We start from the raw sequence: 15014 nt of genomic DNA on the forward strand, positions 1-15014 counted from the left end.
TAGAGCGGTTCCCACTGCTCTGTTTTTCCGTCCCTCATCCTGAGGAGCGGCCCGAGAATTCGAGGGCCGCGTCTCGAAGGGTCCATCTCCGATCTTTCGAGACGGTATCCTTCGCAAGCTCAAGATACCTCCTCAAGATGAGGAGATTGGCAATCGCGGAAAACTTACTCGCCGATCAGGACGCGGATGCGTTCGCTATATTGCTTGCCGAAGGCGAGATGTTCGGGATTGATGTCCTTCAACTCGTCCACCAGCTGCGGCTCGCTCTCCGCATCAGCCGCCGCAAGGCTGCTCATCAGGGCGAAATAGCCTAGGATATAATCGCTGGGCGTTATGTTCTGGGCCTTGAGCACTTCCACGACCTGCGGGCGGGATTCGACGCTCTTCACCATCTTGTCGAAAGAAGGCGTGGCGTCCTGTCCTTCCTCTTCCGTCGCCGAAAGTTCCATGCCGCCCAGCTGTTCCTGCACCTTTTCCATGCGCGAGAGGAAATCTTCGCTCAGCTTGAAATTATTGATCTCGGCAGGCGTCTGCTTCGGTGCGACGTCGAGCAGCAGGTCATCGGCAAACGCGGCAGTCATCGAACCGGGCAGGGCGACAAGCGAGAGGCCGAGGAAAACGGCGCAGCCTGCAATCTTGAAACGGGATAACACCGTCATTCTTCTATCCTCGAACTGTGGAACGATTCGCGCTCAATACCATATGTCAGAACATATCCTTGCGCTTGCGGATTTCGGCAAACACGGCTTCGTCGGGCGCATCCTGCAAGCCGAGGCGGCTGCGAATGCCTGCATCGTGCCAGCGCAGGAAAGGGTTCGTCGCCATTTCAAGCGCGATGCTTGACGGCAATGTCATGCGGTCGGCGGCACGCAGGCGCGCAATCTCTGCGGCACGCTCCTTGAGTGCGGAATTGGCCGGGTCGATGGTCAGCGCAAAGCGGGCATTGCTTTCGGTATATTCATGGCCGCAATAGACCGCCGTGCCGCCGGGAAGCGCAATCAGCTTCTGAAGCGACTGGAACATGGTGAGCGGCGTTCCCTCGAAAAGCCGCCCGCAACCGAGCGCGAACAGCGTGTCGCCGGTGAAGACGGCTTTCGCGTCGGGAATATAGTAGGAGATTTCGCCCGCCGTATGCCCCGGTGTAGCGATGGCCTTCACCCGGAAGAGCCCGAAGGTGAACTCGTCGCCGTCCTTCACGGTCCGGTCGATGCCCGGAATCTTCGTTTCCTCGGCCTTGGGACCGATGATGCCGACCCCGTATTTCGCCTTCAGCGCTTCATTGCCTTCCACATGGTCGAGGTGGTGGTGGGTGGTGAAGATGAAGTCGAGCGTCCAGCCGCGCCGTTTCAGCGCCGCCTCGACAGCCGCCGCGTCGGGCGCATCGATGGAAGCGGTGAGCGCGCTTTGCGGATCGTGAATGAGGACGCCGTAATTGTCGCTGCGGCAGATGAACTGTTCGATTTCAAGCCGTGATGCGATGTCGTTCATGGTGTCCGTCCTCCCGTTACGACGCGGTCTTGTTGTCTTCCGTCAGTGAATGCTTCTGGATAAGCGGCATTTGTAAAAGCGTGAAGACAACGGTGATGGGCATAATGCCCCAGACCTTGAACGATACCCAGGCATCGGTCGAAAAATTCCGCCAGACAAGTTCGTTGACCACGGCGAGGAAGATGAAGAACAGGCCCCAGCGCAGCGTCAGTTTTCTCCAGCCCTCGGCATCGAGACGGAAGGCCGAATCGAAGACATAGCCGAGCAGGGATTTGCCGAAGAAAAGCCCGCCCAGCAAGATCGCGCCGAACAGCGTGTTGACGATGGTGGGCTTCATCTTGATGAAGGTGTCATTGTGCAGCCAGAGCGTCAGCGCGCCAAACACCAGCACGACAATGCCGGAGACGAGCGGCATGATGGGCAGCGTGCGCGTCATCGACCATGAAATGGCAAGCGCGATCACGGTTGCCGCCATGAAAAGGGCTGTCGCCAGAAAGATAGGCGCGCCGATGGAAGCCAGCACCGGAAAACGCTCGATCAGCATTTCACCGCGCGCATTGGCGAAGAAGAAGACCAGAAGCGGTCCAAGTTCCAGCGCCAGCTTCAGGAGCGGCGGGACTTCCCGGCGCTCGACTTCACTTTTCTGCGACGGGTCGCGCTCGAAAACGGGATGCTCCATCAGGCAACTCCTGCGATGGCGCGGGCAAAATCCTTGGCCGCAAAGGGTTCCAGATCGTCGACGCCTTCGCCGACGCCGATGAAATAGATCGGCAGTTTATGCTTGGCCGAAATCGCTACCAGAATGCCGCCGCGCGCGGTTCCGTCAAGCTTGGTCATGACGAGGCCGTTGACGCCCGCGATATTCTTGAAAATCTCGACCTGATTAAGCGCGTTCTGGCCAGTGGTGGCGTCGAGCGTCTGCAACACCGTATGCGGCGCTTCCGGGTCATGCTTGCCCAGAACGCGCACGATCTTGGCAAGCTCGTCCATCAGTTCGGCCTTGTTCTGCAAGCGTCCCGCCGTATCGATGATCAGCACATCGCTGCCCGCTTCCTTGGCCTTTTCCCATGCATCATAGGCAAGCCCCGCCGCGTCGGCGCCGAGCTTGGAGGAGACGACCGGTGAGCCGGTACGCTCGCCCCATATATGCAGCTGTTCGATCGCGGCTGCGCGGAACGTATCGCCTGCCGCGAGCATGACCTTGAGGCCGCCAGCGGTGAGCTTTGCGGCAAGCTTGCCGATGGTCGTCGTCTTGCCGGTGCCGTTGACGCCGACGACGAGGATCACATGCGGCTTGTGCGACAGGTCAAGCTCCAGCGGCTTTGCCACCGGGCCCAGAACCTTTTCGATTTCCGCGCCCATGATGGTGCGCACTTCCTCGCCCGTCACGTCCTTGCCGTAGCGTCCCGAGGCAAGCGCGTCGGTGACGCGCATGGCGGTTTCAAGCCCGAGATCGGCCTGAATCAGCACATCTTCGAGATCCTGCAGCGTGTCGTCATCGAGCTTGCGCTTGGTGAAAATGCCGCCGATGGATTCGCTGAGTGAATTCGATGAACGGAGCAGGCCGCGACGCAGCCTCTCGAACCAGGACAGCTTTGGTTCAGGCGCTGCCTCAACCGGGGCTTCTTCCTTGTGTTCCTCGACGGCCTTGGCGACCTTAACCTTCTTGGGCTTCACCGGCTCCGGCTGAGCTGCGGGTTCGACTGCTTCCTTTACTACAGCTGCATCAGGAGCTTTTGCGACTTCGGGCTGCTCGGGTTCGGAAACCGGTTCCGGCCCGGGCTCAACGACAGGCTCAACAACAGTTTCGACAACCGGTTCTGGCGCAGGTGCCTCGACCGCGATGGGTTCCATCACCGGAGGCTGTTCGATCGGGATTTCGATCTCGGCGACCGGATGTTCCGGTTTCGCCTTTTCCTCCTCAACCGTTTCAGAGGCAGGCTCTTCCATCGGCTCCGGCTCGCGGGCGATCACCGGCATTTCCGGTTCGGAAACGACCACTTCAACGGCGGTGTCTTGCGTTTCTTCAGGCGCTGCGGCGGTTTCAGGAAGCTCTGTTTCCAAAGCCGCTTCCACGGCATCGGGGGCCGGTTGTTCAACCGGTTTTTCCTCGACCTCCTTCTTGCCGAAGGAGAACATTTTCTTGATGAAACCCATTGCCATGAATTCTGATGCCCTTAAGCTTCAAGCCGCTTGCGGCTCTGCCTGACGGGTGAGGAGTTTTTCACCGTCATGGCCTGTCACGATACGTTCGATGATTTCGCCCGGTGCGCCGCCGTCAACCGATGCCAGCGTAAAGCCTTCCGTGCGCGCAATGCCTTCCTTCTCGACCAGAAGGCGCTGCATGGTGCCATTCAGCGCGCCAAGATGCTTTTCATAGGCACGGTCGCCTTCCGCGCGCAGGCGGGCAGCGCGTTCCTTGACGATTTCGCGTCGCACCTGCGGCATGCGGGCGGCAGGCGTGCCTTCGCGCGCGCTGTAGGGGAAGACGTGCAGGTGGGAGAGGCCACATTCCTCGACGATTTTCAGCGAGTTCTGGAACATCTCCTCGGTTTCGGTCGGGAAACCGGCAATGATGTCGGCGCCGAAGACGATATCGGGACGAAGCCCGCGCGCCGTTTCGCAGAAGCGGATCGAATCGTCGCGCAAGTGGCGACGCTTCATGCGCTTCAGGATCATGTCGTCACCCGCCTGCAGCGACAGATGCAGATGCGGCATCAGCCGCTTTTCATTGGCAATCGCATCCATCAGATCGTCATCGGCCTCGATGGAATCGATGGAGGAAAGACGCAGGCGCTGCAAATCCGGCACCTGATTGAGAACAGTCTTCACCAATTTGCCGAGGCGCAGATTGCCGGGAAGATCGGGACCGTAGGAGGTCATGTCCACGCCGGTCAGCACCACTTCGGCATAGCCATTGCCGACGAGACGCTTGACCTGGTCCACCACCGCACCCATCGGCACCGAGCGGGAATTGCCGCGGCCATAGGGAATAATGCAGAAGGTGCAGCGATGGTCGCAGCCGTTCTGCACCTGCACGAAGGCGCGCGCGCGACCCTCGATGGCATCGACCATATGGCTTGCGGTTTCGCGCACTTCCATGATGTCGTTGACGCGCACCTTTTCGAACTGGTTGACGCCGAAATCCGGCAGCATCCGGTAGGAGTTGGATTTGAGCTTTTCCTCATTGCCGAGAATGAGGTCGACTTCATCCATGGCGGCGAAATTGTCCGCTTCGGTCTGCGCAGCGCAGCCGGTGACGATGATGCGCGCTTCCGGGTTTTCACGGCGTGCCTTGCGGATCGCCTGACGCGCCTGACGCACAGCTTCCGCCGTCACGGCGCAGGTATTGAAGATGATCGCCCCGTCCTTCAGTTCACCAAGTCCGGCGGCGTCGGCTTCGCGCTTCATCACCTCCGATTCATAGGTGTTGAGGCGGCATCCGAATGTGACGACTTCCACCGACATCAGGCTGCACCCCTGTCAGATGGCTTGTGAGACTGGGCGTCGCGGCTCCATTCGCCGGTTGCGGGATCGAAAGTGCCGGAAAACTCCCATTCGGCCGGTCCGGTCATGATGACGTGATCATCATCACGCCATTCGATCAGGAGAGGACCGCCCGGAACATTGACGGTGACAGTTCGCCCCGTGCGGCGCGTGCGCGCTGCGGAGACGGCTGCGGCGCAGGCGGCGGAACCGCAGGCGCGGGTGAGGCCCGCGCCACGCTCCCATGTGCGCAGGTTCATCGTCTCGGGCGACGTGACCTCGGCAATGGAGATATTGGCGCGTTCCGGGAAGATCGGATGATGTTCCAGAAGCGGTCCGAACTTTTCCAGCTCATAGGACCAGACATCGCGGTCGACCCAGAAGATGGCGTGCGGATTGCCCATGGATGCGACCGACGGCGAATGCAGCACCGGCGCGTCGATGGGGCCGACCTGCAGTTCGATCATGCGCGTATCGCGAAACTCTTCGGCAAGCGGAATGTCCTGCCAGTCGAAGCGCGGCTTGCCCATGTCGACCGAAATCAGGCCATCTTCGTGTTCCGTTGCGGTCAGAATTCCGGCGCGGGTCTCGAAGGTGAAGGCCTGCCTGCCGGTTTCGGCGGCCAGCGCCTGCACCACGCAGCGCGTGCCATTGCCGCAAGCCTGTGCTTGTGTGCCGTCGCAATTGATGATCGCGATATAGTTGTCGGTTCCCGCTGTACGTGGATCATGGATCGCCATGATCTGATCGAAGGCGGTCTCGCTGTCGCTTGCAAGACGGATCGCGGCTTCAGGCGTGATCCGGTCCGCGCGGCCGCGCATGTCGGCAACGATGATCTGATTGCCGAGCCCGTTCATCTTGGCGAAGGCTGCCCTGGTGGCCATAACTATCGTGGTTCCGTTTTCCTGCGGCTTATGCTCATGAAGCCTATGGGACAATTAGGGTCTATATGGCGGAAAAGCCCGCAAATTGCCAGTACCCGGATGAGATTGGGAAAAGTTGCGGCCCGGAGGTTTCTGCAGAACAGCCCCCAATATCGGAGAAACTGTGGCCTTCCTGTCCCAGTTTCAGGATTATCATGCGGTTTCAAGCGATCTTGAAGGGTTTGGAGGGGAAAAATGACAGTATTCGGTGTTGCTTTTTTAACCATATAGCCATTTTATCGGTCCAATATTGTCACATTGCAGGGCTTCGGTAGGAAGCCCGGGGCATCCCCACCCCAGATGAGAAATGCGGAAATGGAGAACCAGATGGGAATTTCGAAAGCAAGTCTGCTCAGCCTCGCGGCGGCTGGCATTGTCCTGGCCGGGTGCCAGAGCTCCCGGTTCGGCAATCTCGATACGGTTTCGCCACCGCCGCCGCCACCACCCGTAGCCGCCGCTCCGGCTGGCACGGTGCAGAAGGGCAATCTTTCTTCTCCCAATGCTTCGCAGTTCCCGACGGCTCCGACCACGAACCCGAACGCGCAGCCGGGCACGCAGGTTGCAAGCCTGCCGCCGGCTTCCGCGCCCGATCTGACGCCCGGCTCCGTCGCCGGTGTGTGGAACGCATCGCTTGGCGGTCAGAGCTGCAAGATCGCGACGCCGCAGACCAAATATGGCCAGGGCTTCCGCGCTGGTCCGCTGCGCTGCCCCGGTGAACTCGGCAATCTCGCTTCCTGGGCCGTCAACGGCAAGCAGCTCGTTCTCTATGATGCGAATGGCGGCACCGTCGCCTCGCTCTATTCCTCGGGGGCGAGCCGCTTCGATGGACAGACCTCGGGCGGTCAGGCCGTATCGCTCTCGCGCTAAGACATTCTTTCGTTTGGAGCGCATTTCGATCTGATTGAATCAGATCGGCGCTCCAATTGTTTGTTTTGCCGCGCATCTTGCCCGAAAACCGCTTCGCAAGTTTCGGGATGCGCTGTGGAGACAGGCGGATCATCGCAAGATGGTCCGCCGTTTTTGCAATTGAAAGGTTGAACGGAAGCAATCATGTCTTTCGACGGTAATCTGAAAGCCTTCCCCTCCGTCCGCGAACATTACGATGCGATGGTCGCGGCAGGCGATGTGGACGCCGATCCCGCTCAACTCGAACTTACCGTCCGTTACGACCGGCTGATCGAGGAAATCTGCACCCGGCGCCTGTCACGCAAGTCGAGCGCGCTCGGCTGGCTGTTCGGCAAGCGCAAGGAGGCGACGAGCGTCATCAAGGGGCTTTACGTGCATGGCGAGGTCGGACGCGGCAAGACCATGCTGATGGACATGTTCTTTTCGCTTCTGCCGGTCGAACGCAAGCGCCGTGCGCATTTCAACGATTTCATGGCGGATGTGCATGAGCGCATCTATGCGCACCGTCAGGCGCTGAAGCGCGGCGAGACCAAGCAGGACGATCCGATACCGCCGGTGGCGGACGCGCTCAGCCAGCAGGCCTGGGTTCTTTGCTTCGATGAATTCACCGTGACCGACATTGCCGATGCGATGATCCTGTCGCGCCTGTTCAGCGCGCTCTTCGCCCGTGGCGTGGTGCTGGTGGCGACATCCAACGTCGCGCCGGACAATCTTTACCGTGACGGCCTGAACCGGCAGCTCTTCCTGCCCTTCATCGATATCCTCAAGAACCATGTCGATGTGATCAATCTGGATTCCCGCACCGATTACCGCCTTGAAAAGCTGGACCGCCAGCCGGTCTATCTGTCGCCGCTCGGTGCTGAAACCACCAGGCGCATGGATGCGGCCTGGGCGGCACAGAAGGATGGCGCGCAGGAAAAGCCGGACGTCATCCGCATCAAGGGGCGCGACATCGAGATCGCCCGTTCCGTGCATGGCGCGGCGCGCTTCACTTTCGATGCGCTCTGCACGAAGCCGCTCGGCGCCTCGGACTATATCGCCATCGTCAAGCATTATCCGACGCTGTTCATCGAGGATGTGCCGGTGCTGGACTATGCGCGCCGCAACGAGGCAAAGCGCTTCATCCTGCTGATAGACGTGCTTTACGATCATCATGCGCGGGTGTTCATTTCCGCCGAAGCGCAGCCGGAAAAGCTCTATCTTGCCAGCAAGGGCACCGAGGCCTTCGAGTTCGACCGCACCGCTTCCCGCCTCTTCGAGATGCAGAGCGCGGAATATCTGGCCGAGCCTCCCGGCAAGGCCGGTTGAGACCTTCCGCGTCCCTCCTCGTCAAGCGGCCCCATCATCAGACTGCCACAGACTGGACTTATAAGCCGGGTGGGCTATGTTGCTCACGCAATTCATGCGGAGGCGGGGCGCGTTTGCGCGGCACTTCCGATACGGCGCCCGTCTGGAATCCGGAACCGGTTTCTGACGGGTGTGCGACGCTGTTGGAATTGGCAGCTTGCCAGTCGCTCCCTCGCCGCTTCGTCGGGGATGGTCTGCGACGGCGGGAAGGGTGTTTTTGCCTTGATATTGACAAATTATCTTACGTTTACGTAAGAACCAATAAATCTAACCGATTGAAAACATTGGTCGCAAAATAATGAGTTGAGTTTATCGCCAAAGAGTCCTATCTCGCAGTTCCAACGCTTGAGCGTTTCCGGGGAGGATTCCGGATGGCTTGATGCGTTTCTGGATCAAAAGTGAGGAAAGAAACAATCATGGCACGCAACAAGATTGCCCTCATCGGCTCCGGCATGATCGGCGGCACGCTCGCTCATCTGGCCGGTCTGAAGGAACTCGGCGACGTCGTCCTTTTCGACATTGCGGAAGGCATCCCGCAGGGTAAGGGACTGGACATTGCCGAATCTTCGCCCGTTGACGGTTTTGATGCGAAGTACACCGGCGCCAACGACTACGCTGCAATCGAAGGCGCAGACGTTGTCATCGTGACCGCAGGCGTGCCGCGCAAGCCGGGCATGAGCCGCGACGACCTTCTGGGCATCAACCTCAAGGTGATGGAGCAGGTTGGCGCGGGCATCAAGAAATATGCCCCTGAAGCTTTCGTCATCTGCATCACCAACCCGCTCGACGCCATGGTCTGGGCGCTGCAGAAGTTCTCCGGTCTTCCGGCGCACAAGGTCGTCGGCATGGCCGGCGTTCTCGACAGCGCCCGCTTCCGTTATTTCCTCTCGGAAGAATTCAACGTCTCGGTTGAAGACGTCACGGCATTCGTGCTGGGCGGCCACGGCGACAGCATGGTTCCGCTCGCCCGTTACTCGACCGTTGCCGGCATCCCGCTGCCAGATCTCGTCAAGATGGGCTGGACCAGCCAGGACGAGCTCGACAAGATCATCCAGCGCACCCGTGACGGCGGCGCGGAAATCGTCGGCCTGCTCAAGACCGGTTCGGCTTTCTACGCTCCGGCCTCGTCGGCCATCCAGATGGCTGAATCCTACCTCAAGGACAAGAAGCGCGTCCTGCCGGTTGCTGCCCAGCTTTCCGGCCAGTATGGCGTCAAGGACATGTATGTCGGCGTGCCGACCGTGATCGGCGCCAATGGCGTCGAGCGCATCATCGAAATCGATCTCGACAAGGACGAGAAGGCGCAGTTCGACAAGTCGGTGGCCTCCGTCGCCGGTCTTTGCGAAGCCTGCATCGCCATCGCTCCGTCGCTGAAGTAAATTCCAGACAAGGCCGGATTGTCGCTTGCCTGCGGCTCCGGCCTTTTCCGGCTGTCAATCCGTACCGGTTCCGTTCAATCCCAATATGCAACGGACCGGGAATCCGCAGAGGACAACCAGATGAATATTCACGAATACCAGGCCAAGCGCCTGCTTCACACCTACGGCGCACCGATCGCCAATGGTGTGGCTGTCTATTCCGTCGAACAGGCGGAAGAATGGGCAAAGACGCTTCCCGGACCGCTTTATGTCGTCAAGAGCCAGATCCATGCTGGCGGACGCGGCAAGGGCAAGTTCAAGGAACTGCCAGCCGATGCAAAGGGCGGCGTGCGCCTCGCCAAGTCTGTCGAGGAAGTGGTTGCCAATGCGAAGGAAATGCTCGGCAACACGCTCGTCACCAAGCAGACCGGCCCTGCCGGCAAGCAGGTCAACCGTCTCTACATCGAAGACGGCGCCGACATCGATCGCGAGCTTTATCTCTCGATCCTGATCGACCGCACCATTGGCCGTCCGGCTTTCGTCGTTTCGACCGAAGGCGGCATGGACATCGAAGCTGTTGCCGAGGAAACCCCTGAAAAGATCGTCACCGTGGCCATCGACCCTGCCAAGGGCGTGACGGATGAGGACGCCAACAAGCTCGCCGATGCGCTGAAGCTTGAAGGCCAGGCTCGCGAAGACGGCGTCAAGCTGTTCCCGATCCTCTACAAGGCCTTCACCGAGAAGGACATGAGCCTTCTGGAAATCAATCCGCTGATCGTCATGACCGATGGCCGCGTGCGCGTTCTCGACGCCAAGGTGTCGTTCGACGGCAACGCCCTGTTCCGTCATCCTGACATTCAGGAACTGCGCGATCTGTCGGAAGAAGACGAAAAAGAAATCGAAGCTTCCAAGTACGACCTCGCCTATGTCGCGCTCGATGGCAATATCGGCTGCATGGTCAACGGCGCAGGCCTTGCCATGGCAACGATGGACATCATCAAGCTCTACGGCGCAGAACCTGCCAACTTCCTCGACGTTGGCGGCGGCGCTTCCAAGGAGAAGGTGACGGCGGCGTTCAAGATCATCACCGCTGATCCGGCTGTCCAGGGCATTCTGGTCAACATCTTTGGCGGCATCATGAAGTGCGACGTTATCGCCGAAGGCGTGATCGCCGCGGTCAAGGAAGTCGGCCTCAAGGTTCCGCTGGTTGTCCGTCTCGAAGGCACCAATGTCGAACTCGGCAAGAAGATCATCAACGAGAGCGGCCTGAACGTCATTTCGGCCGACGATCTCGACGATGCGGCGCAGAAGATCGTCGCTGCAGTGAAGGGGAATTAAGGCATGTCCATTCTCGTCAACAAGGACACCAAGGTTCTCGTACAGGGCCTGACCGGCAAGACCGGCACCTTCCACACCGAACAGGCGCTTGCCTATTACGGCACGCAGATGGTCGGTGGCATCCATCCGAAGAAGGGTGGCGAAACCTGGGAAGGCGCCAAGGGCGAAAAGCTGCCGATCTTCGCAACCGTTGCCGAAGCCAAGGAACGCACCGGCGCCGACGCTTCCGTGATCTATGTTCCGCCAGCAGGTGCAGCCGACGCGATCATCGAAGCCATCGAAGCTGAAATCCCGTTCATCGTCTGCATCACCGAAGGCATTCCGGTCATGGACATGGTTCGCGTCAAGGAGCGTCTGGAACGCTCGAAGTCGCGCCTGCTCGGACCGAACTGCCCGGGCATCCTGACCCCTGAAGAATGCAAGATCGGCATCATGCCGGGCAATATCTTCAAGAAGGGTTCGGTGGGCGTTGTTTCCCGCTCCGGAACGCTTACCTATGAAGCAGTGTTCCAGACCTCCAACGAAGGCCTCGGCCAGACCACCGCTGTCGGTATCGGCGGCGATCCGGTCAAGGGCACCGAGTTCATCGACGTGCTGGAAATGTTCCTGGCCGACGACGAAACCAAGTCGATCGTCATGATCGGTGAAATCGGCGGTTCGGCTGAAGAAGATGCGGCGCAGTTCCTCAAGGACGAAGCCAAGCGCGGTCGCAAGAAGCCGATGGTCGGCTTCATCGCTGGCCGTACGGCTCCTGCCGGACGCACCATGGGCCATGCCGGCGCCGTGATCTCCGGCGGCAAGGGCGGCGCGGAAGACAAGATTGCAGCCATGGAATCGGCTGGCATTCGCGTGTCGCCGTCGCCGGCGCAGCTCGGCAAGACGCTGGTCGAAGTCCTCAAGGGCTGAGATCGCGTAACGATCTGAATATCCCGGCTGCGGCGAAAGCCGCTGCCGGGTTTGGCATAAGAGCGGGTCATGTGATCCGTTTAGAGGGACGGATATCCGTTCCGACGCGTAGAGTTTAGTCATGCCGGGGTCTGTAGCGGTTCCTCCCCGGCGGCGTGAGGGATGAAGTTTCAAACTTCCGGCCCGCGCAAGATGAGCCACTGACAAGGAGACGGAGCACTGCTCCGGATAGGCTATGGCAAGGCAAGAACAAGCCAACGACGTTTTCGCCCTTACCTCATTCCTCTATGGCGGCAATGCCGACTATATCGAGGAGCTGTACGCCAAATATGAGGACGATCCGAATTCGGTCGATCCGCAGTGGCGCGATTTCTTCGCGAAGCTGGGCGATAATGCCGACGATGTGAAGAAGAACGCTGAAGGCGCGTCCTGGACCAGGAAGAACTGGCCGATTGCTGCCAATGGCGAACTGATTTCCGCGCTCGACGGCAACTGGGCCGAAGTCGAAAAGCACGTTACCGACAAGCTGAAGGGCAAGGCGGCAAAGGGCGAAGCGAAGGGGGCGACCGGCGCAGCGCTGACCAGCGAAGAGATAACGCAGGCTGCCCGCGACAGCGTTCGCGCCATCATGATGATCCGCGCCTATCGCATGCGCGGCCATCTGCACGCCAATCTCGATCCGCTCGGTCTCTCCGAAAAGCCGAACGATTATAACGAGCTGGAACCGGAAAACTACGGTTTCACGCCTGCCGACTACAACCGCAAGATCTTTATCGACAACGTGCTCGGCCTCGAATATGCGACCGTGCCGGAAATGCTCGACATCCTGAAGCGCACCTATTGCGGCACGATCGGCGTCGAATTCATGCATATCTCCGATCCGGCTGAAAAGGCCTGGATTCAGGAACGCATTGAAGGCCCGGACAAGAAGGTTGCTTTCACGCCGGAAGGCAAGAAGGCCATCCTGTCGAAGCTTATCGAAGCGGAAGGCTTCGAGCAGTTCATCGACGTCAAGTACAAGGGCACCAAGCGTTTCGGCCTCGATGGCGGTGAATCGCTGATCCCCGCGCTGGAACAGATCGTCAAGCGCGGCGGCGCCATGGGCGTCAAGGAAATCATCTTCGGCATGGCCCACCGTGGCCGTCTGAACGTGCTCAGCCAGGTCATGGGCAAGCCGCATCGCGCCATCTTCCACGAGTTCAAGGGCGGCTCCTACGCGCCGGACGACGTGGAAGGTTCGGGCGACGTGAAGTACCATCTGGGGGCTTCGTCGGACCGTGAGTTCGACGGCAACAAGGTTCACCTGTCGCTGACCGCCAACCCGTCGCACCTTGAAATCGTCAACCCGGTCGTCATGGGCAAGGCCCGCGCCAAGCAGGACCTGCTGGCCGGTCGCACCCGCGACGACATGGTTCCGCTTGCAACCCGCGCCAAGGTTCTGCCGCTGCTGCTGCACGGCGATGCCGCCTTTGCCGGTCAGGGCGTTGTGGCCGAGTGTCTCGGCCTTTCGGGCCTGAAGGGCCACCGCGTTGCCGGTACGGTCCATTTCATCATCAACAACCAGATCGGTTTTACCACCAATCCGGCCTTCTCGCGTTCGTCGCCTTATCCGTCGGATGTGGCGAAGATGATCGAAGCGCCGATCTTCCACGTCAATGGCGACGATCCGGAAGCCGTGGTGTTTGCAGCCAAGGTTGCGACCGAGTTCCGCATGACCTTCCACAAGCCGGTGGTCATCGACATGTTCTGCTATCGCCGCTTCGGTCATAACGAAGGCGACGAGCCGTCCTTCACCCAGCCGCTGATGTACAAGGCGATCCGCGGGCACAAGACCACGGTTCAGCTCTACAGCGAAAAGCTGATCGCCGAAGGCCTGATCAAGCAGGAAGAAATCGACCAGATGAAAGCGCAGTGGCGCGAAAATCTGGAAGCCGAATTCGAAGCCGGACAGAGCTACAAGCCGAACAAGGCCGACTGGCTGGACGGCGCATGGGCTGGTCTGCGTACTGCCGACAACGCCGACGAACAGCGCCGCGGCAAGACCGCCGTGCCGATGAAGACGCTCAAGGAAATCGGCAAGAAGCTGGTTGAAGTGCCGAAGGACTTCCATGTCCACCGCACGATCCAGCGCTTCCTCGACAACCGCGCCAAGATGATGGAAACGGGCGAGGGGATCGACTGGGCGACGGCCGAATCACTGGCGTTCGGTTCGCTGGTTGCCGAAGGCAGCCCAATCCGCCTGTCGGGTCAGGACGTCGAGCGCGGCACCTTCTCGCAGCGCCACACGGTTCTCTACGATCAGGAAACCCAGAACCGTTACATTCCGCTCAACAATATCCAGAAGGGTCAGGCTATCTACGAGGCCATCAATTCGATGCTCTCCGAAGAAGCGGTGCTCGGCTACGAATATGGTTATTCGCTGTCCGATCCGCGCGCTCTGGTCCTGTGGGAAGCCCAGTTCGGCGATTTCGCCAACGGTGCACAGGTCGTGTTCGACCAGTTCATCTCGTCGGGCGAACGCAAGTGGCTGCGCATGTCCGGCCTCGTCTGTCTCCTGCCGCACGGCTATGAAGGCCAGGGTCCGGAACACTCTTCCGCTCGTCTGGAACGCTATCTCCAGCTCTGCGCCGAAGACAACATGCAGGTGGCGAACGTCACGACGCCGGCCAACTATTTCCACATCCTGCGCCGCCAGATGAAGCGCGACTTCCGCAAGCCGCTCATCATGATGACGCCGAAGTCGCTGCTGCGCCACAAGCGCGCCGTTTCGACGCTGGCCGAAATGTCGGGCGAATCCTCGTTCCACCGCCTGCTGTGGGACGATGCTCAGTACAACAAGGACGAAGGCATCAAGCTCCAGAAGGATGCAAAGATCCGTCGCGTCGTTCTCTGCTCGGGCAAGGTCTATTACGACCTTTACGAAGAGCGCGAAAAGCGCGGCATCGACGACGTCTACCTGCTGCGCGTGGAACAGCTCTATCCGTTCCCGGCCAAGGCGCTCATCAACGAGCTGTCGCGGTTCCGTCAGGCGGAAATGGTCTGGTGCCAGGAAGAGCCGAAGAACATGGGTGCATGGTCGTTCATCGACCCGTATCTGGAATGGGTGCTCGCTCATATCGACGCCAAGCATCAGCGCGTGCGCTATGCGGGCCGTCCGGCCGCAGCATCGCCTGCAACGGGCCTGATGTCGAAGCATCTTGCACAGCTTGCCGCTTTCCTTGAGGATGCGCTCGGCTGAGCGCCGACCGGCAATTCACATCGA

The 15014-nt window shown here is 59.9% G+C and carries 12 protein-coding genes; 6 read left to right on the forward strand and 6 right to left on the reverse strand.

Annotated elements, in window-relative coordinates:
• Positions 1-164: 164 nt before the first annotated feature.
• Genes ACS5UA_RS13170 through dapF form a run of 6 tightly spaced genes read right to left on the reverse strand, consistent with a single transcriptional unit; the run spans position 165 to position 5858 of the window.
• Positions 165-659 carry a hypothetical protein gene (locus tag ACS5UA_RS13170; protein ID WP_006468000.1) on the reverse strand — a complete coding sequence of 165 codons (495 nt, stop codon included), beginning with the start codon at positions 657-659 and terminating at the stop codon, positions 165-167.
• 46 nt (positions 660-705) lie between these two features.
• Positions 706-1488, reverse strand: coding sequence for a hydroxyacylglutathione hydrolase (gene gloB / locus ACS5UA_RS13175; protein WP_443101398.1), 783 nt, complete (start codon positions 1486-1488; stop codon positions 706-708).
• A gap of 16 nt (positions 1489-1504) precedes the next feature.
• Entirely contained in the window at positions 1505-2167 is a 663-nt protein-coding gene (locus ACS5UA_RS13180) for a septation protein A (RefSeq protein WP_006470971.1), read from the reverse strand.
• Positions 2167-3651, reverse strand: coding sequence for a signal recognition particle-docking protein FtsY (gene ftsY / locus ACS5UA_RS13185; RefSeq protein WP_112671774.1), 1485 nt, complete (start codon positions 3649-3651; stop codon positions 2167-2169). The genes ACS5UA_RS13180 and ftsY overlap by 1 nt, the downstream gene beginning before the upstream one ends.
• A 21-nt stretch (positions 3652-3672) precedes the next feature.
• The gene (mtaB, locus tag ACS5UA_RS13190) at positions 3673-4956 is read right to left on the reverse strand and encodes a tRNA (N(6)-L-threonylcarbamoyladenosine(37)-C(2))-methylthiotransferase MtaB (RefSeq protein WP_112671772.1); all 1284 of its coding nucleotides are present in this window, start codon (positions 4954-4956) and stop codon (positions 3673-3675) included.
• Positions 4956-5858 (reverse strand): diaminopimelate epimerase, encoded by a 903-nt coding sequence (dapF, locus tag ACS5UA_RS13195; protein ID WP_021587494.1) that lies wholly within the window; start codon positions 5856-5858, stop codon positions 4956-4958. The genes mtaB and dapF overlap by 1 nt, the downstream gene beginning before the upstream one ends.
• Before the next feature lie 366 nt (positions 5859-6224).
• Between dapF and ACS5UA_RS13200 the strand changes: the two genes are divergently transcribed.
• The 6 genes from ACS5UA_RS13200 (at position 6225) to ACS5UA_RS13225 (ending at position 14990) form a co-directional block, all read left to right on the forward strand.
• Complete coding sequence (locus tag ACS5UA_RS13200) at positions 6225-6764, forward strand: protease inhibitor Inh/omp19 family protein (RefSeq protein WP_006470966.1); 540 nt, start codon at positions 6225-6227, stop codon at positions 6762-6764.
• Positions 6765-6947: 183 nt separating this feature from the next.
• Positions 6948-8111: a cell division protein ZapE gene (gene zapE, locus ACS5UA_RS13205; RefSeq protein WP_253176170.1), complete on the forward strand. Its 1164-nt coding sequence runs from the start codon at positions 6948-6950 to the stop codon at positions 8109-8111.
• A gap of 455 nt (positions 8112-8566) precedes the next feature.
• The gene (gene mdh / locus ACS5UA_RS13210) at positions 8567-9529 is read left to right on the forward strand and encodes a malate dehydrogenase (RefSeq protein ID WP_443101399.1); all 963 of its coding nucleotides are present in this window, start codon (positions 8567-8569) and stop codon (positions 9527-9529) included.
• 120 nt (positions 9530-9649) lie between these two features.
• A complete protein-coding gene (gene sucC, locus ACS5UA_RS13215; RefSeq protein WP_443101400.1) occupies positions 9650-10846 on the forward strand; it encodes an ADP-forming succinate--CoA ligase subunit beta in 1197 nt (398 codons plus the stop codon).
• Positions 10847-10849: 3 nt separating this feature from the next.
• Entirely contained in the window at positions 10850-11752 is a 903-nt protein-coding gene (gene sucD, locus ACS5UA_RS13220) for a succinate--CoA ligase subunit alpha (RefSeq protein ID WP_006467990.1), read from the forward strand.
• Positions 11753-11987: 235 nt separating this feature from the next.
• Positions 11988-14990 (forward strand): 2-oxoglutarate dehydrogenase E1 component, encoded by a 3003-nt coding sequence (locus ACS5UA_RS13225; RefSeq protein ID WP_006467989.1) that lies wholly within the window; start codon positions 11988-11990, stop codon positions 14988-14990.
• The last annotated feature ends 24 nt before the right edge of the window (positions 14991-15014 follow it).

Origin of the sequence: Brucella sp. RRSP16 (assembly GCF_052246815.1) — a bacterium.
Classification (GTDB): domain Bacteria; phylum Pseudomonadota; class Alphaproteobacteria; order Rhizobiales; family Rhizobiaceae; genus Brucella; species Brucella intermedia.